This window comes from Bacillus sp. FSL W8-1141 (assembly GCF_038593205.1).
Taxonomy (GTDB): domain Bacteria; phylum Bacillota; class Bacilli; order Bacillales; family Bacillaceae; genus Bacillus; species Bacillus altitudinis.
The window spans coordinates 2,981,881-3,004,701 of the sequence record NZ_CP151973.1 but is presented as its reverse complement, the minus strand read 5'-3'; the positions used below and the strand labels follow the sequence as shown (position 1 = coordinate 3,004,701).

Below are 22,821 nucleotides of genomic sequence, written 5' to 3'. Positions count from 1 at the left end.
CAATGCTCTAGCCATTCTCGTGTCTAGTTGGGGGTCAAAAGTTAATTATGAACGAAACAGAACCGTTCTCATTTACAAGTATGCAGGAAGCAGCTCCTGTAGCTATTCCAGAAAGACAGTTCATTCAATCACATGACGGCATCCGACTTGCTTATTATCCGTTTTTATCAGAAACAAACACGCAGACCAATGTGATCATCATTCATGGCGGAGGCGCTCACAGCTTGGCTGGTTATGAGCATATCGCCTATACATTGCAACATGATTTTCACGTGAATGTGTTTTTGCTGGATTTGAGAGGCCACGGACATTCTGAAGGAAAGAAGGGGGATACACCCAAAGTCACTGACGTATGGCAAGATATTTCGCAAGTTGTGGATGTCATCAAACAGCAGCACGAAGGAGCACTTTATCTTTGTGGTCATTCCTCTGGAGCTGGATTGCTGCTTCAATATCTATCTTGGGATGAAAAAAGAAAAGTAGACGGTTACTTTTTTATTGCTCCTGAATTTGGCTACAAATCTGACACAGCGAAGTCTAATCAAGTCCCTTTTGCCACAGTTCAAGTTTGGAAATTCGTGCTATCTGCGATGACAAAAGGAAGGCTGATGGGTCATTCAGAAGCTGTACGATTTCACTACCCAGCATGGGTGATTGCACAAGATCCACTTCTTTTAACAGGCATTACCATCAATATGTCTCTTGCCTTAACGCCATCTGCACCTCAAAAACAATTTGCAAGGCTGGACCAGCCTTATGGCATGTTTGTTGGAAGCGAGGATGAGTTATACGACGTAGACAAATTTCATCCATATCTGGCGCTTCCAAATCAGCAGGTGAAAAATCAATCTGTTTACCAAGTGATAGAAAACCATACTCATTTGTCCATTTTACTAGAATCGGGAAAAAAGATTGGGCGTACCATCCAAATGTGGAAAAGTTCCATTTAACCTGAACAACTAGTCAACACTCTACCTTTTTCTTAAAAATTTACATTGACACCATCCTTTTCTATGATAAAATCATAGTGTGATAATGAGAATCGTTATCAAACGATATGACTACATATAGAATGGATAGGTGAGGTACATGTTCAAAAAATCTTTTTGGTCGCTATTAGTTGTGCTCTCCATCGTATTACTTGCGGCTTGTGGCAGTAATAGCAGCGAAGGCAAGTCAGATAGTAATGAGAAAACAAGAACCGTTGAAAGCGCTATCGGTTCAACTGAAATTAAAGGATCGCCTAAACGTGTGGTGACGTTGTATCAAGGAGCAACAGATGCAGCCGTCGCTATGGGCATTAAACCAGTGGGTGTTGTAGAATCTTGGCTTGAAGCACCTACGTATAAATATTTAAGAGATGATTTAAAGGGTGTCAAAATTGTTGGGCAGGAAACACAACCAAACTTAGAAGAAATTGAAAAGCTGAAGCCAGATTTGATCATTGCATCAAAAATCCGTCACGAGCAAATTTTTGATCAGCTGAAAGAAATCGCTCCAACTGTTGCAACAGAAACAGTGTTCACTTTTAAAGACACAGTGAATTTAATGGGTGAAGCGTTAAACAAGCAAGACAAATCAAAAGAATTGCTGACGAAGTGGGATGACCGTGTCGCTGACTTCAAAGAAAAAGCAAAGAAAGACATTAAAAACTGGCCAATGAGTGTGTCTGTGGTGAACTTCCGTGCAGATCATGCAAGAATCTATCAAACTGGGTTTGCAGGTTCAATTTTAACAGAGCTAGGCTTTGAAGGTCCTAAAAATGTCAAAGATAAAAAGCAAGATATCATTACACTTACAGACAAAGAGAGCATTCCACAAATGGATGCAGATGTGATCTATTACTTCATGGATGATCAGGATAAAGCAGTTGAAAAAGCATATAAAGAGTGGACAAGTCATCCTTTATGGAAGCAGCTTGATGCAGTGAAAGCGAAACAAGTGCATAAAGTTGATGAAATCACTTGGAACATGGCTGGCGGTATCACCGCTGCAAACATGATGCTTGATGATATTTATGATCGTCTAGGGCTTGATAAATAAGTGTAGCAGAGGAGAAAATGTGAAAAACCATTTTCTCCTTTTTCCATAACAGATTGAAAGCGGGAATCAGATGAGAAGTTTATTAAAAAAGGATTCGAGCAAGGCACTGCTATTTGCTGGATTCATCGTGTTGATGTTGGTCTTTTTTATGCTCAGTATTTCTCTTGGGCAAACCTCAATTTCCCTCAAAGCCACCATCCATGCGTTTCTTCAGTTTGATGAGTCAGATCCAAACAGTGTGATTGTCATGACATCCAGATTATCAAGAGCTTTAATTGCGACGGTTGTTGGATCAAGTCTAGCGATTTCAGGTGCACTCATGCAGGCATTGACGAGAAATCCGCTGGCTGCACCAGATCTTTTAGGTATTAATGCAGGTGGACTCTTTTTTATTGTGATTTCGATTGTTTTCTTTTCTACCGAGTCGTTAACAGGTTATATGTGGACGGCCTTTTTAGGCGCTGCCATTGCAGGTATGCTTGTCTTTCTTCTAGGCTCCATTGGAAGAGACGGACTGACACCGGTCAAAATTGTACTCGCAGGTGCTGCGATATCTGCTCTGTTTGCGTCCTTTACTCAAGGACTTTTAATCGTGAATGAACAGTCCATTCAAAGCATCCTGTTCTGGATGGCTGGTTCAGTGTCAGGAAGAAGTATAGATATGCTTCTGCCTGTGCTGCCTTATATTCTTGGGGCGACTGTGGTGGCGCTGCTTCTTGGCCGCTCGATCAATGTCCTTTTATCGGGTGATGATATTGCGAAAGGGCTTGGTCAGCGTACGTTGCTTTTGAAGATGACGATGGGGGTACTTGTCGTCTTTTTAGCAGGAGGTTCCGTCGCTGTCGCAGGATCCATTGGATTTGTTGGTTTTCTTGTGCCGCATATTGTGAAAAAGCTTGTTGGACCTGACCACCGCTGGGTACTGCCGTATTGTGCCGTTGTAGGGGCGTCGCTTTTACTTGTCGCAGATCTTGCCGCTCGTTTTCTGATCATGCCGCAGGAAGTACCGATTGGTGTCATGACGGCAATTGCAGGAGCGCCTCTATTTGTTTATCTCGTGCGCAAGGGGTTGAAGACAGGTGGCTAAAACATATACAGTGCGTTCAAAGGGCGGGCGCATTTCATTTCAATTTTCAAAGCGGACGTTTTTGATTTTACTATTATTGACAGGCGTTGCCTTTGGTTTATTTATTCTGAGCCTTTGTATGGGCAGCCGCTTTATTCCGCCTGCTGATGTGCTGCTGCATATCTTCGGACAAGGCGAGGGAAATACGTTTGTATTAAATACGTTGAGGATTCCAAGGACCCTGCTTGCGGTTTTAGTGGGAGCGGCACTTGCGGTATCGGGGCTTATTTTACAAGGTCTCATTCGAAATCCGCTTGCATCGCCTGACATCATAGGAATTACGAGCGGTGCGTCGTTTGGCGCCATTATGTTCATCGTCTTTTGGATGGGTACTGTGCCTATTGCTTATCAGTCGTTGTGGGCCATTGCAGGCGCTTTTGCGGTATCATGCCTGATTTATTTGCTTTCATGGAAAAAAGGCGTCAAGCCAATCACGCTCGTCTTGATGGGGATTGGGATTTCCGCCATTATGAAGGCGTGTGTGACGTTTACTCTTGTGCTCAGCGATACGATGACCACGACCAAGTCATACATCTGGCTGACGGGCAGTTTATATGGTTCTACAATGAAGGACGTCATCGCAATGCTTCCTTGGGTATTGATTATTTTACCGATTGTCATGGTGCTGGCAAGAACGATGAATGTGAAGGAGCTTGGAGATGATCTTGCAACAGGTCTCGGTGTCAAGGTTCAGGCGAAGCGGTTATTCTTTCTACTGATGAGTGTGACATTAGCCGGTATTGCCGTTGCATTCGCAGGTGGTATTGAATTTGTTGGACTGATGGCGCCACATGTAGCAAGGATGATCATCGGTCGTTCCTTTATTGCGCTTGTTCCAGCATCTGCGCTTGTTGGAAGTATTCTCGTGATGCTGGCAGACTTAGTTGCGAGAACGGCTTTTCTCCCGTTAGATGTCCCGGCAGGTGTTTTTACGGCGGCAATTGGTGCACCGTTCTTTATTTATTTGTTATATCAACAGCGAAATCGTTAAACGAAAGATGGGGGTTTTGATATGAAGCCAGAGTGGGTTGAGAGAGAATTACTTGATTTCGGGGTACACATCACAAATGGACCAATGACATCTGATCGCACACTTGCTGCGCTTTTTTCAGAAGCATCTATCAGACGTTTATTAGAAGCTGAAAAGGAAGCGATGCATGCACCGAATATAGCAGTGGCGGCGTCCATGTTTTCAAAACGCTATGCCTATTTAGCTGTTAGTTCTACTTTGTACTTGATGACGATGTATGATGCTGTCTACCGGTTTTCACCAGAGGCGTGTGTCTTTAGAGAAGATCGTAAAATTGAGCTAGATGAAACGCTCTGTTCATTTGTTCAGTTAGAAGGAGATCGTCATGAGTGGAGAGAGCAGGTCGTCCGCATGCTATTTACGCAGTGTGTCACACCTCTTTTAGATGTATTGAAACGTACTTCAAGACTTCCGTATTCGATTTTATGGGAAAATGTAGCGGTACGTATCAATTCTCTTTACCGTAGCATGATGCGAGAAACGGAAGAGCCTAAAATGAAAGAGCGCGTACGGGAGGATTATTTGTTTCTGAAGAAGGCATCGGGTGATCTTTTCGGAGTGAAGCAAAATCCTTTTCAGCACAGCTTAAATTTAGATGAAAGTTTGCTAGACACATCAAATCGAAAGACTTGCTGTATGTATTATAAGCTTGAGAAGAAATCGGAAAGTCTTGATTATTGTCTCGTCTGTCCGCTAAAGTAAAAAAACACCTTATGCAAGGTGTTTTTTTATTAGATTCGATTTTTCTTAAATATTTATGTATAAATTTAAATATGATATTTATGTTATATTGTTTCATTATATAATCATTTATGGAAGGAACTGATATGAAAAAAATTATCATATATATCATCTTTATTTTCATCATCATCATTGGCTTGTTCTTCATTCAACCACTTAAAAACCACATCTCTTTTCTTAAAGTAAAAAGTACAAATCTTACTGAATTAAAGGTGGGAGAATTGAAGTTGGGATTAATAAAGAGAAACTATAGTGAAAACAAGTGGATTAAAACTTCAAATTCAAATTATTTTAAAGTGAATAATAGAAAAGAAATAGTGGCAATCTCTTTAGAAAATAATCAAAGTAATATAAACAACACAATAAATATTCATTCAACTAAAAAAGATATCTATGATTATCTAGGTGAAAATTATTATCGTAGAAATGACGATCAGGGATATGAAATTTTAGGCTATAAGGATTCAAAGCATGATATCAAAATAGAATTTTTCTGTTTAGATCGCAATGTAGAAAGAATTATTATTAGTAAATTTGGGGAATAAACATAACATAATGATCAGAATCTTTATAAGATGAGAAGTGTGTTTGATGTTGTATGATCATCTTTTATAGAGATAGTAATGGAAAGAGGCACTGCTTGTTCATAGCAGTGCCTCTCTTTTTTATTCCCAAATATCGCTTACCCATTCAGGGTGATCAATAAAAGGATTGCGATTGTGCTGGTACGTTTGATAGATGATTTCGTTACGATTCCGTTCGATTTGATCGACTGGATCTTGCTTGTGCCATTTCAATAGGACAGACATTTTGCCGTGAAGAGGGGCGCTTCCATTATTCACTTTGTTGTTCAATTCTAAATCTGGGAAATGATCATCACCTTCATATCGGACGGCCATATAAAAGAGCATTCTTGCTACATCTCCTTTCACCCGGCTATGAGGTTCAAATGAGTCGCTGTCGTAGAAGTTGCCCGGCGCTCCCTTGTATTCATTTCCGCCTATATCAAAATCTAAATTTCCTCGTGTGCTATTCGTTTGTACGTCTGTTGCCCGAAGGTGATGGAGATCTGTACCAGGTCCCTGGCTCGTCCCAAAATTGCCGTGAGATTTAGCCCACACATGCTCCCGGTTCCACTGTCCCACGTTTCCTCCATTTGCTTGCTTTGACCTGGAGATACCGCTATAGAGCAAAAGCACATTGCTTGGATTTTTTGGATCTTCATCCGTTTTCTTTAATGCATCCCAAACCTGGCTGTAGGATAGCTGCGTATGATCATCAATAATATCGTGTAATGCTTTCTTAAGAGCAGGTCCAGATTTGCCAGCAGCAGATTGGTAATAGGAATCAATTTGACTTGAAGCGGTTGTTTTCGCATGTTGAGCAGATGTTTCGGTTTGTAGCTGTAACGGGGAAAAGGTGATGGTTTGACTCGGTTCATTCAGAGTAAAGCCTTGAGCATTTGCAGCGGGAGGCAGCGGAGCGGCAAATGTACCGAAAATCATGATTCCGGCGGCCACAGTTCCAAATAAAGATCTTTTCATTCTATTTCCTCCTTCATAGGGAATGCATACTCTTTAGTTCTATCATATTGCCATAAAGAAATAAATGGATTTATCGTAAATTTTATGTAACCAATTCGTAAGAAAAGAGATTGCTATTTTATCAGCATTGCTGTATAAGTGGGCATATAAGGATGGACACAGCAAGGGAGAGGATGGATAACGTGAAAGAACTACACACACCTACTAGAACCATTATGACACCAGGACCTGTCGAAGTAGATCCGAGAGTCCTTCGAGTGATGAGTACACCAATTCTTGGTCAATTTGATCCTGCATTTACAGAGATCATGAATGAAACGATGACCTTATTACGATCACTTTTTCAAACAGAAAATGAATGGGCTTATCCAATTGATGGGACGTCCCGCTCAGGGCTTGAAGCTGTGCTTGCCAGTGTGATCGAGCCCGGAGATGTGATGCTTGTTCCGGTCTTTGGACGCTTCGGTCATTTGCTGATTGAAATTGGACAGCGCTATGGTGCTGAGGTACATACAATGGAATGTGAATGGGGAACGGTTTTTAAGCAAGACGACATCATCGCAGAGATGCATCAAGTCAAGCCGAAAATTGTTGCGATGGTTCATGGTGAAACATCTACCGGAAGATTACAGTCGCTTGAGAAAATTGGTGAAGCATGCCGAGCGCTTGATGCGCTTTTTATTGTAGACGCTGTGGCGACAATTGGTGGTGTCGAGGTCAAGGTAGACGAATGGAAAATCGATGCGGCAATTGGGGGCTCGCAGAAATGCTTGTCTGTTCCATCAGGGATGTCACCGATCACATATAATGAACGAGTGGCAGACGTCGTACAATCGAGAAAGAAAGTAGAAAAAGGGATTGCAACACAGGACGAACTGCAAAAACAGGTAGACATTTCTCCAATCAAAAGCAATTACTTTGATCTAAGCCAGCTGCAAGATTATTGGAGCCCGAGGCGGTTAAATCATCATACAGAAGCGACAACGATGCTTTATGCACTGAGAGAAGGGGTTCGACTTGTACTAGAAGAAGGTCTGGAGGAACGTTTTCAACGCCACTTGTTTCATGAAAAGGCTTTAATGGCAGGACTTGAAGCGATGGGGCTTGAATTATTTGGTGATCCAGACTGCAAAATGCCGGTCGTGACGTGTATCGTCATTCCAAATGATATCGACGGAGAAGCGGTCCGGGCTGATCTTCTTCATCATTTTGGAATTGAAATTGCGAGTTCATTTGGACCGCTTGCAGGACGGATATGGAGAATTGGCTCAATGGGCTATAGCTGCCGAAAGGAAAATATTCTATTTGTTTTAGCAGGCCTTGAAGCCATCTTGATGAAATACGGCGCAGCCATCAATTGTGGCGCTGGGTTACAGGCGGCTCTTTCCATCTATGAACAAGCTGAATAAAAAAGGGATACTCAAAATACTCGCCACCAGCGGGTATTTTTTATTTGGGAAAAAACGCTGTTTTTTGAAAAACTAGACTTATAGAGAGCGATATCGCTATACTGAAGAAGTTCTTATCATTTTTGTCATCATTTTCATTTATTTTGAAGAAAGAGGTTTTAATATGAAAAAAATGGGCAGATTGTACATTTTGATGCTCAATATTTTTATTGCCATGCTTGGATTTGGTCTGATCGTTCCTGTCATGCCAAGTTATATTGAAGCCTTTGGCGCAACTGGGAAAACACTTGGTTTCCTCGTTGCTGCAACTGGCCTCACACAATTTGCTTTATCACCCGTCGCTGGAGCGCTGACTGATCGATTTGGACGCAGAAAATTGATTATTGCCGGGATTGCCGGCTTTACGATTGCCCAGTTTATTTTTGCATTTGCGGATCAGCTTTGGATGCTGTTTGTGTCTCGGTTTTTTGGTGGTGCTGCCGGAGCTTTACTCATGCCCGCCATGTTTGCATACATCGCTGATATCACAAGTGAGAAGGATCGAGGGAAAGGAATGGGGCTATTTAGTGCAGCAATGACGTTAGGCTTTGTCATTGGACCAGGCGTAGGCGGTTATTTGGTTGAGTTTGGGATTGCTTTTCCTTTCCTCATCGCTGGTTCCTTTGCAGCCCTGTCGACGCTGTTGTCTTTCTTGTTCTTACCTGAAACTTTAACAAAGGAAAAGCAGGAAGAAGCACGATTGAATAAAGAGCTTCATTTCAATCCTTTTACGCAGATGATTCAGGCTTTAAAAACACCATATGGTTTTTTGTTTATCTTGGCCTTTGTTTTGAATTTCGGAATCATTCATTTTGAATCGATTTTTGGCTTATATGTGGACCAAAAACATGGCTTTACACCGAAGGATATTGCATTTGTCATTACGGTAGCTGGACTTGCGGGTGTCATCGTTCAAGGTGCTTTAGTAAATACCTTTGTGAAACGATTTGGCGAAATGCGTGTCGTCCGTTATGCCCTTTTAGCTGCGGCGTTTATGCTGATCGCCTGCCGCTTTGCCCCTTCCTTTTGGCTGATTTTTACGGGCTCCATTTTGTTTTTATCGGCCACCTCGTTTGTTCGTCCAGCTCTCAATACATTACTATCTAAAATGGCAGGGAATCAGCAGGGGGTAGCAGGCGGCCTCAATACCTCCTTTATGAGCCTTGCGAATATCGTCGGGCCAAGTCTTGCGGGTATTTTATTTGATGTGAATATTGAGCTGCCATTTATGTTTGGAACGCTGGTGCTTTGTATGAGTTTCATTGCTTCTATTTTATGGGCGAAAAAAGCGCAGCAACATTCCCATGCCGTATCGTAAAGACAGCATAGAAAAAACCGATCAGCACAAATGGATCGGTTTTTTTCGTCATCGCTCATACTTCACGACTGGTGATTTTTCTTTATGCAGCGCATGAATCAATGCATCGTCTACATGCAAATGCTCCTTCACTAATTGAGGAGGGGTTAAGGCCATCCATTGGTTCAATGAAATATCAGCAAATCGATCGCTTTTAAACATTTCTAGAAACCAAAGGCTCGTTTGCCCGATATTTTGTATGTAATGCCCCATCCCGAAAGGAACATAACCAACATCACCTGCTCTGTAATTAAAGGTGCGAGCTGTCCCGCCTGCTCCAAAAACCGTCATTTTGGCTGTACCGGTTAAATAGTATTGCCACTCATCATTATTCGGGTGCCAGTGCATTTCTCTCATCCCGCCAGGTTTTACCTCCACAAGTGCAGCAGCAATGGTTTTAGATACTGGAAAATTGCGTGAGTCGACGATTCGCACGGTTCCCCCAGAGGTCACGATTGGTTTTTGACGAAGGAGCTGGTGGGTAAATGGCGGTTTGATGCCGCCGTATGGATCAGAGACGGTTTGGCTTTCAATGGATGCCGGTGAAGAGCCTTGAAACATATAGCGCTGTTTATGTGGAATGTGATCAAACAGCTTGATTGGCACGCCGAAATTAGCAGAAAGAATGTCTTTTGGTGTATGAGCAAACCAGTCTGTGATGGTGAACGTATCAAATTCAGAAAAAGCACCATCATCAAACACAAGGAGAAACTCACAGCCATCCTCAAGACCTTGAATGGAGTGCGGAATACCGGGTGGGAAATACCACAAGTCTCCTTCTTCTACATCAGCGATCATATTCCGTCCTTCTGCATCTACAGATGTGATCCGGGCTTTGCCTAAAATCATATATGCCCATTCCGCCTGCTTATGCCAATGAAGCTCACGAACACCTCCGCGCGTAAGCCGCATGTTTACACCAGCAATCGTTGTTGAAACAGGCAGCTCTCGCTCGGTAATTTCCCTCGACCAGCCGCCATGATTCAAGTGCATATGTGTATCAGAATATGAAAATTTTAAATTAGGAATCGTCCCCGCATCCGTTTTAGGGGGAACGAACATATCTGGGTTCTCCATATCGCGCAGAACGTCTCGCGGGCCTAAATCGGTTGCGCCGGCCCCATCGTCTCGAATCGGTTGCGGGATGTGACGAATCTCCTCATCCATTTGACACCACTCCTTGTCATTCACATTTCTCCTCCAAAATATATGAGGCGTAAGAAAAAAAGATTCAATTGGAATCGGATGAAAGGTGCTTTTGAATCCGCAAAGCTAATCGCAAGCGCAATGTTGCATCAGGATCTTTTAGGCTGATCTGGAGCAGTTCTTCACATTTCTCCAGTCGATATATCACGGTGTTGCGATGAACAGATAAACGTTTGGCTGTTTCTGAAATATGGCAATGTGTTTCGACATAAACAGATAAGGTGTGGAGAAGGTTTGGATCGACTTGTGATTGTTCATATAATGGGTGGAGATACCGCTCATAGAATGTTGTTAAATCTTTTGGTGGGATGAGCTTCAGTAAATCTGACACATCTTTTGCTTGGTAGAACTGAATATATTCAGCTCGTAATGAGAGCTGGCCTGATTGCAGAGCATAGGCAGCTTCACTGAATCCTTTTGGCAGATCGGTGATAAGATAACCGCTTAAGCTTACACCAAAGGAAATGGTGGTATTCACATGCTGTTTAATAAGGATCTGCATTTGTTTTAAAAAAGAACAGATCGATTTGTTCATTGCCAGCCAGCCGCCAGTCTCTTCTATAAGGAAGATGCCGATATCACCTTTGACAAAAAGAAAGGTGGGATATGGACAGTGCGAAAGGGTGCTTTCAAGTAAAGCAAACACATCATCTACAAGGGTTTGCTGCTTAAGGAAACAACTGAAATGACTGTTCTGATCAAGTTGAGAGACGATACATAAATAGGGAATCGTTGTGTTTAATCCAAACATGCGTGCCAGACAGGCAACATCTTGCTCTGAGGAAATCGTCCCCTCCATCCATTTGCGAAACCATTCATTTTTTGCTCGCTCTGTGGATTGCTTGATGGCATGTTGTTTGATGCGTGAAATGGACATGGCATGTACAGCTTGTTCAATTATCAAATGCAGCCCCATGTCGTCTTGAGGATGAATGAAGGCTGGAACGACTAAATAATCATAAGCTTGTTCGTTTATATAGATAGGAAAAACAGAAACGCTTTCTTTTGAATGAACCATAGAAAAATAATGCTGCTGCGTACTGTGAAACAAGCGGAGCGTTTGTATCCAATCTGGATTTGTCATACCTTGGGGTGAGGTGAAAAGAATACGTCCATACTGATTGATCAAATAGACAGGTTGATGAATTCTTTGGGCCACTTTTTGCAATGCTTCAACATGATGATCGACAATGTTCATATCCACTCATTCTCCTTTTTTTTAGAGCTGAAGCCTTTGGTGAAGATGAATAAAAAAATGGACAATCGCTGTCAAAGTCTCTGATATCAATTTTATGTTATCAGCTCCATTCAATTTAGATAGAAAGTTGTGATGTAATATCACAAAAAAGATGGCAGGGCAAAATCACGTCACATCAGTCATCTTCATTCAGAAAAATGGGTAAATATGATATGTTGTAGACAGAAGAATTTCTTTCAGAAAGATGGGTATCCCAAGAAACAAAGACTTTCAATGGGAAAATCCGTTTAGACAAGCAAGTGGCAAGAGGTGAGATAGATGATTTATATCGGATTAACTGGCTGGGGAGATCATGACAGTCTGTACCCGCCGAGAATCGGCAGCTCTCAAAAGCTGTTTCACTACGCATCAACGTTTCCCATTGTGGAACTGGATGCAAGCTTTTATGCTGTTCAGCCTGAGCGGAACCATGAAAAATGGATAAAAGATACGCCAGACGCCTTTCAATTTGTTGTGAAAGCATATCAAGGAATGACCGGGCATCAAAGAGGCGAGATCCCGTTTGCTTCAAAGGAAGAAATGTTTGATGCCTTTATTCTTTCACTGACTCCTCTCATTCGAGCAGGGAAACTGGCGATGGTTCTGTTTCAATTTCCACCATGGTTTGATTGCAAAAAGGAGCACGTCCACTATTTAAGATGGTGTAAGGAGAAGATGGGGGACATCCCTTGTGCACTCGAATTCCGAAACCGAACTTGGTTTTCAGACGAGTTTTATGAACAAACCTTATCCTTTATGGAGAAAGAAGGGTGGATTCATTCCGTCTGTGATGAACCGCAAGTCGGAGAAGGGTCTATACCGCCAGTCATAAAAGCCACACATCGTGACAAAACATTGGTCCGTTTCCACGGAAGAAATAAACAAGGCTGGCTTCACCCGGCAGATCATGAGAACTGGCGTGAAGTTCGTTACTTATATTTATATAATGAAGCTGAACTAAAGGAATGGAAAAAGAACATCGACATCCTGCATCAACAATCGAAAGATGTATATGTCGTATTTAATAATAACTCAGGCGGAGATGCGGCAGCGAATGGCCAGCAAATGATTGATTTGCTGGATTTGACGTATTCAAGCTTATCCCCGAAGCAGTTAGATTTATTTAGTTAAACGAGAGCTGGGGCTTTCAATTTGAACGATACGGTTCAGTGACAACTTGAGGGAGAGATCAACATGCTGCAGAAGCTATGGTTATATCATACAAACGACTTGCACAGCCACTTTGAAAACTGGCCAAAAATCGCAGCTTATATTGAAGAAAAGCGTCAAGTTCACGATCAGATGCTCTTATTTGATATTGGCGATCATATGGATCGAGTAAACCTTGTATCAGAAGCGGATTATGGAAAAGTGAATGTCAAACTTCTCAATCAGCTTGGCTATGATGGAGTCACAATTGGTAATAATGAAGGCATTACGTTGCCTCATGAGCAGCTCGACCAATTGTACAAAGACGCGCAATTCCCGGTGATTTTATCTAATTTATTTGAAAAAGGCAAAAGACCATCGTGGGCAAAGCCTTATGAAGTGATCACGTTGAAAAATGGACTGAAGATCGCCGTCTTAGGGGTGACCATTGCGTATACACCTGTCTATGAAAAGCTGGGCTGGGACATTACAGACCCATTTGAGAGCATACGGGAGATGCTACAAGAAGTGAAAGGACAAGCCGATGTCATTGTTCTTCTTTCCCATCTGGGCATCATCCATGATCGAGAGGTAGCCCATGACTTCCCGGAAATCGACATCATCTTAGGCTCACATACGCATCATCTTTTAGAACAGGGCGAGATGGATAATGGCGTTCTTCTTGCATGTGCTGAAAAGTATGGGCATTATATTGGCTGTGTCGAGCTGACCATTGACACAGCGAGTAGCGAGCTCATCGAGAAAAAAGCGACGGTGCAATCAGTGGACCAGCTGATCAGTGAATCCGATGAAGCGATCACGACTTTACAGAAAGCAGAAAGACGAGCGAAGTCACTCATGCAGGAAAAAGTGACATCCATTAAATCAAAGCTCGAAACAAAGTGGTTTGATGACTCTCAGCTTCCGCAACTTTTAACAGATGCCATTAAAGAATGGTGCGAGGCAGATATCGGCATGATGAATGCTGGGATGGTGCTTGATTCATTAGAGGCTGGCATCGTCACAAGAGAAGACATTCACCGGATATGCCCGCATCCCATTAATCCAATTCGGGTGAAGCTTACTGGGAAGCAATTGATCGAAACAGTGTCTCGTGGCTGTGAAGAAAAAATGGAACAGCTACGCATCAAAGGCTTTGGATTTAGAGGCGAACTGATGGGGAAAATGCTATACAGCGGTTTGACTTATTCATTAGAAGAGGGCGAAGCCAAACGAGTAAAAGAGGTCTATGTAAACGATCAACTCGTCAAAGAAGATGATTCCTATACGGTTGGCACAGTGGATATGTATACACTTGGCTCTCTTTTTCCCCATATACGTGACCATGAACACATTGAATATTTCATGCCTGAATTTTTACGTGATGTCCTGAGCTGGCGATTGAAGGACGCAAAGTGAAATCCGCTCCAGCCTAACAACACTTGCCCTCCCTTCACATAGATTGTGTTGAAGGGAGTGAAGGGATATGGTGAATTTAACACCTATTACAATTGATGGCCATTCCTTTACAGCCGTCACCGTCAAACTGCCAAAGACCAATTTCATGGCAGTGACAAATGAGCATGGTTATATTATGTGCGGTGCACTTGATGTCGGGCTCCTAAATGAAAAGCTTGCAGATAGAGGAATCATCGCAGGAAGAGCAGTCGGTGTAAGAACCATCGAGCAATTGCTGGATGCACCTTTAGAATCTGTGACATATGCCGCTGAGTCGCTCGGCATTCATGCTGGCACAATTGGAAGAGATGCATTATTAAAAATGGTGAAATAAAATGAACAGATGATTCCTATCCCCCCGCCTGTCTGCATACACTTGTAATGGAGAAGGGGGGATTTTTTATTGAGATTGAACCGCCGTTATCGCCCCTATAAAAAGGGCCCTCTGCCATTTCGTTATGTCATGCTGCTTGCCATATTATTTTTTGTGCTCTCAACTGTCATTAGCCTATTCTTCATCAATCGTTCCATTAAACCAACGTTGATTCACATTGCTGAACTAGAAACAGAACGAATCGCCAATCATCTCATCCAATATTCTGTTCAGGATTTTGCAGATGATCAGGAGAATATGAAGGATATGGTTGTGATGAATACAAGTGAGAACGGAAAAGTGACAACTATCGACTTCAATGCGCAAGCAACATCGAAAGCAATGGCTGACCTGTCACGTCACCTTCAAAAAAATCTAGAGGACATTGAAAAGGGGAATTTTCAAAAAGAGGCAAAAGAAGCATTAAAGGATCAAACAGATGGACATGACGGCATTATATATAACATTCCGCTTGGGCAAGCGTCCGGAAATGCACTTATCGCCAACCTAGGACCAAAAGTGCCTGTACGATTCAGTGTCATTGGTGACCCGCATACGGACGTTGAAAAAAACATTAAGCCTTATGGCATCAACAATGCCTTGATTGATATTAGTGTACTCATTGAGGTGAAGGTGAGAGTCATCATCCCATTCGCCTCAGAAACCATCGTCGTCAAAAACTCCGTGCCTGTCTCCATTCAAGCCGTTCAAGGAGATGTCCCAGATTATTATAATGGCAGCGGAACAAATTCAGGCGCTCCATCGATTGTTCTGCCAGAAAAAAAGGAGAAGAAAGAATAACAGCCCAATGGACGGATTGGGCTGTTTTTTCATACACTGTGATTGCATATAGTGTTTTTGTGATGAACGTTTTGTTGTTACGAAACAGACAGTCTTGTCCTTGCATCATTTTCATCGGTGATATAGGTCACGTCTTCAAATCCACATTCAACTGCATTCTTGTATAGCCATTCGAGTGTTCCCTTATTTTTGCAATAGATCGTGACATAGGAGCAATCGGCCACTAAAAGAACAAGCTCGCATTGGCTTTCAATAAATTCTTCATAGGTCTTAATATGAGACAATGTCCCTTTTGGATATGCTTGTAAATCGGCGAAAATCATATAATGCGTCTTGTTTTCAATGAGGTGTTTGAGTTCTATACCGTCCATTTCTGTTTTACCTTCAGGAAAAAGTTCTTCATCTTTTTGGCCATCAACTAGTATATTCGAGTCTTCGGTATCGATTCGCCAGCTGAATTTGGTGATGTCGATCGGTTTTAGCACTTCTCCAAGGAAGACTCCGTATTCATTTGGAATGGTAAAAGTCATTCCTCTTTTCAAAAAACAACCTCCTAACTCTTTGTGAAGTAATCTTTCATTGGCTGTGATGCTTAGACTTTTTTTTATGTGATCTGTTCATCTTATCCTAATTAACCACTTGATTCCATACGGATCACGTGCCATGATAAATGTTCATTGTTTTCCTTTTCTGAATAGTGTAGCTATCCTGAAGGCTGTTTTTCACGATCGTCTGTTATGAAGGTGAGAGGAGGATTTGATTGATATGAAGAAAATTCATGTAAGCGGGTTTTGTTTTTTAGTATTTGCCATTGTATTTAGTGCTAAGTATATGTCAGCATCGATATTATTAGCTGGGAGTGACAGTTTGAGTGTCGACTTATTTAGAGGGATGTTTGACATGATTCCACTCGAAGTAACAGTTGTGTATCTCCTTTTTTTCATCATGGGTATTCTTTTTTTAGTTTTAGGATTGAAAGAGAAGCATAAGCAGTAACTGTAGACAAGTGATGACCGGGGAAATGTTGATACATATCAAAAGGAGAAGCAAGCGGTATCGCTAAACTTCCCCTTTTATTTATCGACGTTTCCGCTCGGCTCTTTCCCATGCCCTTAAATGAGGGTAAGGATCAAACGACCATTCAGTTCGTCCATTGTCTTTATACATGCCGTAATGAAGGTGTGGCGGGAATTTTCCTGCTGTGCCAGGTGGACCGTAACCGGAGCTTCCGACTGATCCGATGACTTGACCAGGTTCTACAATCTGCCCAGCTTTGAGTCCTTTTGCAAAGCCATTTAAGTGGGCAAAATAATGATAATGATTATGAATATCTCGAATGCCGATCCGCCAACCGCCAAAGCGGTTCCAGCCTTTCATTTCAATCACGCCGTACGATGTCGCACGAACAGGAAGACCGTAATGAGCAAACAGATCAGTGCCCTCATGAATTCTTCTGCCTCCAAAGCCTCTCGCATCACCCCATGTACTCCTGTAGCTGTAGTCAGCGCCAACCGGAAGAGGAAACGCATGCTTTCCAAGGTCAAGATGGCCGTAATGCTTATAGAGCTTCATAAAAGATGAAATGATTCCAACGGTTTGATCACGTCCGTAATAATCCCACAGCGCAATTTTTAATTGATCGATGCTGCTGCCGTAATGGAGCAAGTATTGAGCAAACGTGAACAGGACATCTTCATCGTTATCGATTTCCGCTTTTCCATCCCCATTACCATCAAGTCCAATACCGTCAAACACTTTAATGCTTAATGGAGAGGTATCCTGCTTATTGGGATTTTCTGGTCCCATCCACATTTCCCGGGGAATGTAGATGCCAATCACACCTGTTTGTTTTGGTAAATCTCTTCTGCTTTTGCGTATATTGTGTTCATACTGATCAACCGCAGCAAGTACATACCACGGGACCTGTGTGGTGATGGCGATCTTTTCATACAGTGCCATTCGCTGTTTTAATTCATCGGGCTGTTTGTTTGCCCCTTGTGCATGGACTGATGCGGGAATCATTGAAAGAGCGATGATGATCGCTAAAACCACTTTCACAAACGTCCATCTCCTTTCTTCGAACATACCTTCTACCGTTTAGTGTGGTTTGATCACGTTATTTCATAAGAAGAAAATGTTAGTAATTTTCTTCTGTTATTTTAGGAGTCTTTTGGGTATTTTTGCAGCTCATTCCCTTGTTGTTCAATCTGTACTATGTTAAAGTGTCTAAAGAAAAGGCCTTAGGCCGAAGATTCAATTTTTTGCGGCAACAGCTGCATCCATCGTATATAGCAGGAAGATGATTGTATATGCACCTTTAACGAATTCATATGGAGATGATGGAATTGGCAAAGAAGGAAGAGCACGTAAGAAAACCGGACTGGCTTAAAATTAAGCTGAATACGAATGAAAACTATACCGGTTTGAAAAAAATGATGCGGGAAAACAACCTGCATACCGTTTGTGAGGAAGCGAAATGTCCGAATATTCACGAATGCTGGGCAGTGAGAAGAACTGCTACATTTATGATCCTCGGATCTGTTTGTACGCGCGCATGCCGTTTCTGTGCGGTGAAAACCGGACTTCCTACTGAGTTAGACTTGCAAGAGCCAGAACGCGTGGCAGATTCAGTGGCTTTGATGAATTTAAAGCACGCTGTTATAACAGCGGTTGCAAGGGATGACCAAAAAGATGGCGGAGCAGGCGTATTTGCTGAAACTGTTCGTGCCATTAGAAGAAAAAGTCCATTCACAACAATTGAAGTTCTCCCTTCAGACATGGGTGGCAATTATGATAATTTGAAAACGTTAATGGATACACGCCCTGATATTTTAAATCACAATATTGAAACAGTACGCAGGTTAACACCAAGAGTTCGTGCACGGGCTACATACGATCGTTCATTGGAATTCTTGCGTCGTGCAAAAGAAATGCAGCCTGACATTCCAACGAAATCAAGCATTATGATTGGGCTCGGTGAAACGAAGGAAGAAATCATTGAAGTTATGGATGATCTTCTTGCTAATAACGTCGACATCATGGCAATTGGTCAGTATTTACAACCTTCGAAAAAGCATTTGAAAGTGCAAAAATACTACCATCCAGATGAGTTTGCAGAGCTGAAGGAAATTGCCATGTCAAAAGGCTTTAGCCACTGTGAAGCTGGACCGCTTGTCCGTTCTTCTTATCATGCAGACGAACAAGTAAACGAAGCGTCTAAGAAGCGTCAGGCGCAAGCATAACAAAGAAAACGCCAGAGCTCTCTGGCGTTTTTTCTCGTATTAATTTTGGCCGTAAGGTGCGTTTCGTCTCATGGTCCGATCGGAATTCGTCATGCCATTGGCATCTTCTTTCGTTGAAATATCTCCGCCTTGAGGAGAGTATTTCATTTGTTGAATCGTTTTCGTTAAAATTTGATCAAAATCACGTGAGTTGGTTTGAAGACGTGAAAAATTGGCAATGGATTGAAAGTGCTCTGGGTTATCAGAGACGTACACATGATAATAACGAGGGAGAACAGAAACCGCTGTTTTTTTCACTTGATCGGCTGATTCATCTCGTTTTTTGTTGCCTGTTCGATACACAATGAGGGCATCCTCGTCTGTGACAAGTGTTGCTGCATCCTTTATATTTGGCAGCTGAATGGCTAAACTTGTAATCACGTGGGCAAGATGCTCACGATTTAAAGCAGGGGTTCTTTCCTTCTGATCGGTTACTTGCTGGCGCTGATAACGAACATAGCCTGCTCGATTCGTATCTGCTTCTGGCATGTTGGAATTATTTCCTTCATGACGATCAGACAGGCGAATTGTCTTACTGGAAGAATCTTCATCCACTTGCCGGTTCATGCCGGATTGAAAGCCGCACCCGCCTAAAAGCATGCATAGGAGAATAGTGGCTGTCAGTTGTTTCATCATAAATGTGACCTCCTTTTTTCTTTAGCTTCGGCTAAATCGGAAAAAACATGCTTTAGCAATTGATGGAGTTGTTCCAATGAATTATCATTAAAGGTGGATCGTTTAAAAAGAGGTGAGAAGATGATCGTCATTCAGAATGCTACCTTTGATCTTGTCAGAGAAATCAAAGACGGCTTTGATGAGGAAGCGTTTAAAGCAAGGTACTCAGATATTTTAAATAAGTATGATTATATTGTGGGGGATTGGGGCTATAACCAGCTTAGGCTGAAGGGGTTCTTTGATGACCAAAACCAAAAGGCCACATTCGATACAAAAATCAGTACACTCGATGAATACATTTATGAATACTGTAATTTTGGCTGTGCCTATTTTGTCTTAAAGCGGATTAGAAAATAACGCAAAGGGGAGCGTCATGATGTATTTCGTAGACAGAAAGAAGATTGAAGAGACATTACGTTTTTTTGAGGAGCAATATAATTTGATGCGCAGTCATCAAACATGGTCAAGCCCTTTAGAAAAAAAAGCGCTGGAACGAATTGTTCATTTGCTCGTCGAATGTATTCTTGATACAGGAAATGATATGATTGACGGCTTTATCATGCGGGACCCAGGAAGCTATGACGACATCATGGATATTCTTGTGGACGAAAAAGTTGTACCAACAGAAGAAGGCACTCACCTGAAAAAACTGGTCTCGTGCCGTAAAACACTTGTTCAGCAATACCAAGAAGTGGTTCATCACGATTTGTTGCAGGTCATCAGTGAGGTAGAACAGGCGCTGCAAGTCTTCCCGAATCGAATTCGCACTTACTTGGAGCAGGAGCTTGGACCAGTATCAGCGTTTAAATAAACCATTGGAGTTGTATGCAGCATGAAATACAAAGGCTATTTAATTGATTTAGACGGGACGATGTATAAAGGAACAGAAAAGATCGAAGAGGCGGGGCAATTTGTTCACAAGTTAAATGAGTTGAACATCCCTTATTTGTTTGTCACGAATAACTCTTCACGCACGCCGAAGCAAGTAGCAGAAAAACTGGTTTCATTCGATATTCCAGCAACGGAAGAACAAGTCTTTACAACCAGTATGGCGACGGCAAACTATATCGCAGAACAAAAGAAAGATGCCTCGGTGTATGTGATCGGAGAAGAAGGCATTCAGCAGGCCATCGAAGAAAAAGGACTGTCGTTTGGTCAAGAAGACGCTGATTTCGTTGTCGTTGGAATAGACCGCGGTATTACATATGAAAAACTAGCGGTAGGAGCCATTGCGATCCGTCAAGGTGCACAATTTGTTTCAACAAATGGAGATATTGCCATTCCGACAGAAAGAGGGCTGTTACCTGGAAATGGATCGTTAACATCTGTGCTGACGGTTACGACAACAGTGCAGCCAACATTTATCGGGAAGCCAGAGTCTATCATTATGGAACAGGCCATGCGGGTGCTCGGGACAGATGTGTCAGAGACGCTCATGGTGGGCGATAACTATGATACCGATATTATGGCAGGGATGAATGCAGGGATGGATACACTGCTTGTCCATACAGGCGTCACGACAAAAGAGCTGCTTCAGAAATATGACAAACAGCCAACCTATGTCATTGATTCATTATCTGAGTGGATTGAACGATTATCTTAATGAAAAGAGGACAAGCGTCAGACGCACGTCCTCTTTTGTGTTTTATTCTGCATTTCTCGCACTATGTGCCAGTCTGCTTGATGCTGCCGCAGCAATAGCACCGACAATGTCATCTAAAAAGGTGTGGCATTCGCCTGAGGATTTATCGTTGAGTTTCCCAAGAATCCCTGGTTTTTCTTTATCGATATATCCGTAATTCGTAAAGCCGATGGAGCCATAAATATTAACGATGGCAAAGGATAAAATTTCATCCACACCATATAGACTTTCATCTGTTTCAAGAATGGATTGCAGCGGTTCTGTCAGCTTTTTTTGCTCAGCGAGAACATCTAGTTCAACGCCTGTTAAGATGGCATTTTGGACTTCACGTTTTGCGATGACACGTTCCACATTGTGGATGCACTCTGTCATGTCTAAGCCAGGATGATATTTTTCCTGTAAAAAGAAGACAAGGTCTGCTATATCTTGAATGGTTACGCCTCGTTCTTGTAAACGGCGTCTTGCTGTTTTTTCTACTTCGTTCATCTCATGATGATGCGGCATGTTCCTCACCCAATCCTCGTAATTTGTCCACAACGTGTGAAATAGCTTCGGATAGTAAATAGTATTCATAAATCCCTCAACCTGCGACTACGATATGATAAGAGACTGATTTTATGAACGCAGGTGAAATCATGAAAGAAACCATTTATCACACATTTGGTATTGATGTGCGTCAATTTATGCCATATGGCAGTTATCAGAGCTTTCAAACGGCGAAAGCTCTCTTCATCATTGTTCCCGTGTCTCATTTGCGAGAAGAAGAACTCACAGAGCTTTATCATATCAGTCAGTATTTACTGAATGACGGTGACCCATACGTTGCCGTGTTTGAATTAACAAACGAAGAGAAACCGACTTTTACCCATGGAAAAGAACTGTACGCTCTATTAAAGGCAGCACCGCGGGTTACAAGCCGTTCATTTCAGCACGCATCAGAGCTGGCGGCCTTTCATGTCAGGGGGAGAGGGTTTCCTTATGAGGTGTCTGAAACAAAACGTGTCGGAGCTTGGAAGGAATTATGGGCAAAACGGTTAGACCAGCTGGAAGGCTTTTGGATGCAGCAAATGCATCAAAAACCACTTGAACGATTTGAAAAGAAATTCATTGAATCCTTTCCGTATTATCTCGGATTAACGGAAAATGCCATTCAATATTTAGTGGATACAGAGCTTGATGATGAACCAAAAGAATGTGATTCAGGAACTGTTTGTCATCAGCGCTTTTCACGTATGACCTGGCCACATGAGCAGCCGCTTCGTTTACCTGTTGACTGGGTATTTGACCATCCAACAAGAGATATCGCGGAATATTTAAGAGAAACCTTTGTCCAGCATAAGGAGGATTTAATTGAAGAGGGATTTTCCTTTTTGCAGCAATATGAGCAGGTTACGCCTCTTTCATCATTTTCAAAGCGACTGCTGTACAGCCGTCTTCTGTTTCCGCTTCATTATTTTGAAATTGTCGAAGGTTATTATATGTCAGGAGAAAATGAAAAATCTTATTATGAAGAACGATTAGATTACGTTTTAAATGATGCGAACCGCTACGAATATTTTCTCAAGGTGTTTCAAGAATTGAGTGCCATGCGCAGCGGTGGGCATCTCATTCCTCCTGTTGGATGGATTCATCAATCCGCTGATTTGAAGTTTCAGTGAACAGACGAAACGTCTCTTTTCTCTTGAGGCGTTTTTCGTTATGCTTAAAGAA

Annotated in this window: 25 protein-coding genes; 18 read left to right on the top strand and 7 right to left on the bottom strand. The window is 42.2% G+C overall.

The window, feature by feature from the left end:
- Positions 1 to 47 precede the first annotated feature (47 nt).
- The 6 genes from NSQ52_RS15545 (at position 48) to NSQ52_RS15520 (ending at position 5,485) form a co-directional block, all read left to right on the top strand.
- Positions 48 to 950: an alpha/beta fold hydrolase gene (locus tag NSQ52_RS15545; RefSeq protein WP_342473535.1), complete on the top strand. Its 903-nt coding sequence runs from the start codon at positions 48 to 50 to the stop codon at positions 948 to 950.
- Positions 951 to 1,089: 139 nt separating this feature from the next.
- Positions 1,090 to 2,043 (top strand): iron-siderophore ABC transporter substrate-binding protein, encoded by a 954-nt coding sequence (locus NSQ52_RS15540; RefSeq protein WP_007500381.1) that lies wholly within the window; start codon positions 1,090 to 1,092, stop codon positions 2,041 to 2,043.
- A gap of 70 nt (positions 2,044 to 2,113) precedes the next feature.
- The gene (locus tag NSQ52_RS15535) at positions 2,114 to 3,130 is read left to right on the top strand and encodes an iron ABC transporter permease (protein ID WP_008346988.1); all 1,017 of its coding nucleotides are present in this window, start codon (positions 2,114 to 2,116) and stop codon (positions 3,128 to 3,130) included.
- Positions 3,123 to 4,160, top strand: a complete 1,038-nt coding sequence (locus NSQ52_RS15530) for an iron ABC transporter permease (protein WP_047945372.1) — start codon at positions 3,123 to 3,125, stop codon at positions 4,158 to 4,160. Before NSQ52_RS15535 ends, NSQ52_RS15530 begins: the two co-directional genes overlap by 8 nt.
- 21 nt (positions 4,161 to 4,181) lie before the next feature.
- Positions 4,182 to 4,901, top strand: a complete 720-nt coding sequence (locus tag NSQ52_RS15525; RefSeq protein ID WP_113747021.1) for an IucA/IucC family C-terminal-domain containing protein — start codon at positions 4,182 to 4,184, stop codon at positions 4,899 to 4,901.
- Positions 4,902 to 5,026: 125 nt separating this feature from the next.
- Positions 5,027 to 5,485, top strand: a complete 459-nt coding sequence (locus NSQ52_RS15520; protein WP_235672186.1) for a hypothetical protein — start codon at positions 5,027 to 5,029, stop codon at positions 5,483 to 5,485.
- Between the two features lie 120 nt (positions 5,486 to 5,605).
- On the opposite strand, the gene NSQ52_RS15515 is transcribed toward NSQ52_RS15520, so the two are convergent.
- Positions 5,606 to 6,484, bottom strand: a complete 879-nt coding sequence (locus tag NSQ52_RS15515; RefSeq protein ID WP_035701278.1) for an endonuclease — start codon at positions 6,482 to 6,484, stop codon at positions 5,606 to 5,608.
- A 173-nt stretch (positions 6,485 to 6,657) separates the two neighbouring features.
- On the opposite strand from NSQ52_RS15515, the gene NSQ52_RS15510 reads away from it, so the two are divergent.
- Positions 6,658 to 7,893: an alanine--glyoxylate aminotransferase family protein gene (locus tag NSQ52_RS15510; protein ID WP_024719764.1), complete on the top strand. Its 1,236-nt coding sequence runs from the start codon at positions 6,658 to 6,660 to the stop codon at positions 7,891 to 7,893.
- A gap of 163 nt (positions 7,894 to 8,056) precedes the next feature.
- The gene (locus NSQ52_RS15505; protein ID WP_008346860.1) at positions 8,057 to 9,250 is read left to right on the top strand and encodes a tetracycline resistance MFS efflux pump; all 1,194 of its coding nucleotides are present in this window, start codon (positions 8,057 to 8,059) and stop codon (positions 9,248 to 9,250) included.
- Positions 9,251 to 9,298: 48 nt separating this feature from the next.
- Here the strand turns inward: NSQ52_RS15505 and NSQ52_RS15500 are convergent, their stop codons facing one another.
- A complete protein-coding gene (locus tag NSQ52_RS15500) occupies positions 9,299 to 10,456 on the bottom strand; it encodes an oxalate decarboxylase family bicupin (RefSeq protein WP_008346857.1) in 1,158 nt (385 codons plus the stop codon).
- 64 nt (positions 10,457 to 10,520) lie between these two features.
- Entirely contained in the window at positions 10,521 to 11,693 is a 1,173-nt protein-coding gene (locus NSQ52_RS15495) for a helix-turn-helix domain-containing protein (RefSeq protein WP_342473533.1), read from the bottom strand.
- A 318-nt stretch (positions 11,694 to 12,011) separates the two neighbouring features.
- Between NSQ52_RS15495 and NSQ52_RS15490 the strand changes: the two genes are divergently transcribed.
- From NSQ52_RS15490 to yunB, 4 genes are all read left to right on the top strand, one after another.
- A complete protein-coding gene (locus NSQ52_RS15490; protein ID WP_041091849.1) occupies positions 12,012 to 12,863 on the top strand; it encodes a DUF72 domain-containing protein in 852 nt (283 codons plus the stop codon).
- Positions 12,864 to 12,926: 63 nt separating this feature from the next.
- The gene (locus tag NSQ52_RS15485) at positions 12,927 to 14,300 is read left to right on the top strand and encodes a bifunctional UDP-sugar hydrolase/5'-nucleotidase (RefSeq protein ID WP_096881814.1); all 1,374 of its coding nucleotides are present in this window, start codon (positions 12,927 to 12,929) and stop codon (positions 14,298 to 14,300) included.
- A 67-nt stretch (positions 14,301 to 14,367) separates the two neighbouring features.
- Positions 14,368 to 14,673, top strand: coding sequence for a DUF1805 domain-containing protein (locus NSQ52_RS15480; protein ID WP_007500404.1), 306 nt, complete (start codon positions 14,368 to 14,370; stop codon positions 14,671 to 14,673).
- Positions 14,674 to 14,742: 69 nt separating this feature from the next.
- Positions 14,743 to 15,513 (top strand): sporulation protein YunB, encoded by a 771-nt coding sequence (gene yunB, locus NSQ52_RS15475; RefSeq protein ID WP_007500406.1) that lies wholly within the window; start codon positions 14,743 to 14,745, stop codon positions 15,511 to 15,513.
- 77 nt (positions 15,514 to 15,590) lie between these two features.
- On the opposite strand, the gene NSQ52_RS15470 is transcribed toward yunB, so the two are convergent.
- The gene (locus NSQ52_RS15470) at positions 15,591 to 16,055 is read right to left on the bottom strand and encodes a DUF2691 family protein (protein ID WP_342467574.1); all 465 of its coding nucleotides are present in this window, start codon (positions 16,053 to 16,055) and stop codon (positions 15,591 to 15,593) included.
- A gap of 223 nt (positions 16,056 to 16,278) precedes the next feature.
- Here NSQ52_RS15470 and NSQ52_RS15465 point away from each other — a divergent pair, with 223 nt between their 5' ends.
- Complete coding sequence (locus NSQ52_RS15465; RefSeq protein WP_008346846.1) at positions 16,279 to 16,509, top strand: hypothetical protein; 231 nt, start codon at positions 16,279 to 16,281, stop codon at positions 16,507 to 16,509.
- Positions 16,510 to 16,590: 81 nt separating this feature from the next.
- Here the strand turns inward: NSQ52_RS15465 and NSQ52_RS15460 are convergent, their stop codons facing one another.
- A complete protein-coding gene (locus NSQ52_RS15460; protein WP_226650614.1) occupies positions 16,591 to 17,535 on the bottom strand; it encodes a M23 family metallopeptidase in 945 nt (314 codons plus the stop codon).
- A 323-nt stretch (positions 17,536 to 17,858) separates the two neighbouring features.
- On the opposite strand from NSQ52_RS15460, the gene lipA reads away from it, so the two are divergent.
- Positions 17,859 to 18,755: a lipoyl synthase gene (gene lipA / locus NSQ52_RS15455; protein WP_008360456.1), complete on the top strand. Its 897-nt coding sequence runs from the start codon at positions 17,859 to 17,861 to the stop codon at positions 18,753 to 18,755.
- A 39-nt stretch (positions 18,756 to 18,794) separates the two neighbouring features.
- Here the strand turns inward: lipA and NSQ52_RS15450 are convergent, their stop codons facing one another.
- On the bottom strand, positions 18,795 to 19,430 hold the full coding sequence (locus NSQ52_RS15450; protein WP_259253412.1) for a YhcN/YlaJ family sporulation lipoprotein: 636 nt from the start codon (positions 19,428 to 19,430) through the stop codon (positions 18,795 to 18,797).
- 120 nt (positions 19,431 to 19,550) lie between these two features.
- On the opposite strand from NSQ52_RS15450, the gene NSQ52_RS15445 reads away from it, so the two are divergent.
- Genes NSQ52_RS15445 through NSQ52_RS15435 form a run of 3 tightly spaced genes read left to right on the top strand, consistent with a single transcriptional unit; the run spans position 19,551 to position 21,072 of the window.
- The gene (locus tag NSQ52_RS15445) at positions 19,551 to 19,826 is read left to right on the top strand and encodes a YutD-like domain-containing protein (RefSeq protein WP_008346837.1); all 276 of its coding nucleotides are present in this window, start codon (positions 19,551 to 19,553) and stop codon (positions 19,824 to 19,826) included.
- 19 nt (positions 19,827 to 19,845) lie between these two features.
- On the top strand, positions 19,846 to 20,280 hold the full coding sequence (locus NSQ52_RS15440) for a DUF86 domain-containing protein (RefSeq protein WP_017367989.1): 435 nt from the start codon (positions 19,846 to 19,848) through the stop codon (positions 20,278 to 20,280).
- A gap of 21 nt (positions 20,281 to 20,301) precedes the next feature.
- Complete coding sequence (locus NSQ52_RS15435; protein ID WP_008346835.1) at positions 20,302 to 21,072, top strand: TIGR01457 family HAD-type hydrolase; 771 nt, start codon at positions 20,302 to 20,304, stop codon at positions 21,070 to 21,072.
- Between the two features lie 42 nt (positions 21,073 to 21,114).
- Here the strand turns inward: NSQ52_RS15435 and NSQ52_RS15430 are convergent, their stop codons facing one another.
- A complete protein-coding gene (locus NSQ52_RS15430) occupies positions 21,115 to 21,615 on the bottom strand; it encodes a phosphatidylglycerophosphatase A (protein WP_024719755.1) in 501 nt (166 codons plus the stop codon).
- A gap of 113 nt (positions 21,616 to 21,728) precedes the next feature.
- Here NSQ52_RS15430 and yutH point away from each other — a divergent pair, with 113 nt between their 5' ends.
- Positions 21,729 to 22,769, top strand: coding sequence for a spore coat putative kinase YutH (gene yutH / locus NSQ52_RS15425; protein ID WP_035389301.1), 1,041 nt, complete (start codon positions 21,729 to 21,731; stop codon positions 22,767 to 22,769).
- The last annotated feature ends 52 nt before the right edge of the window (positions 22,770 to 22,821 follow it).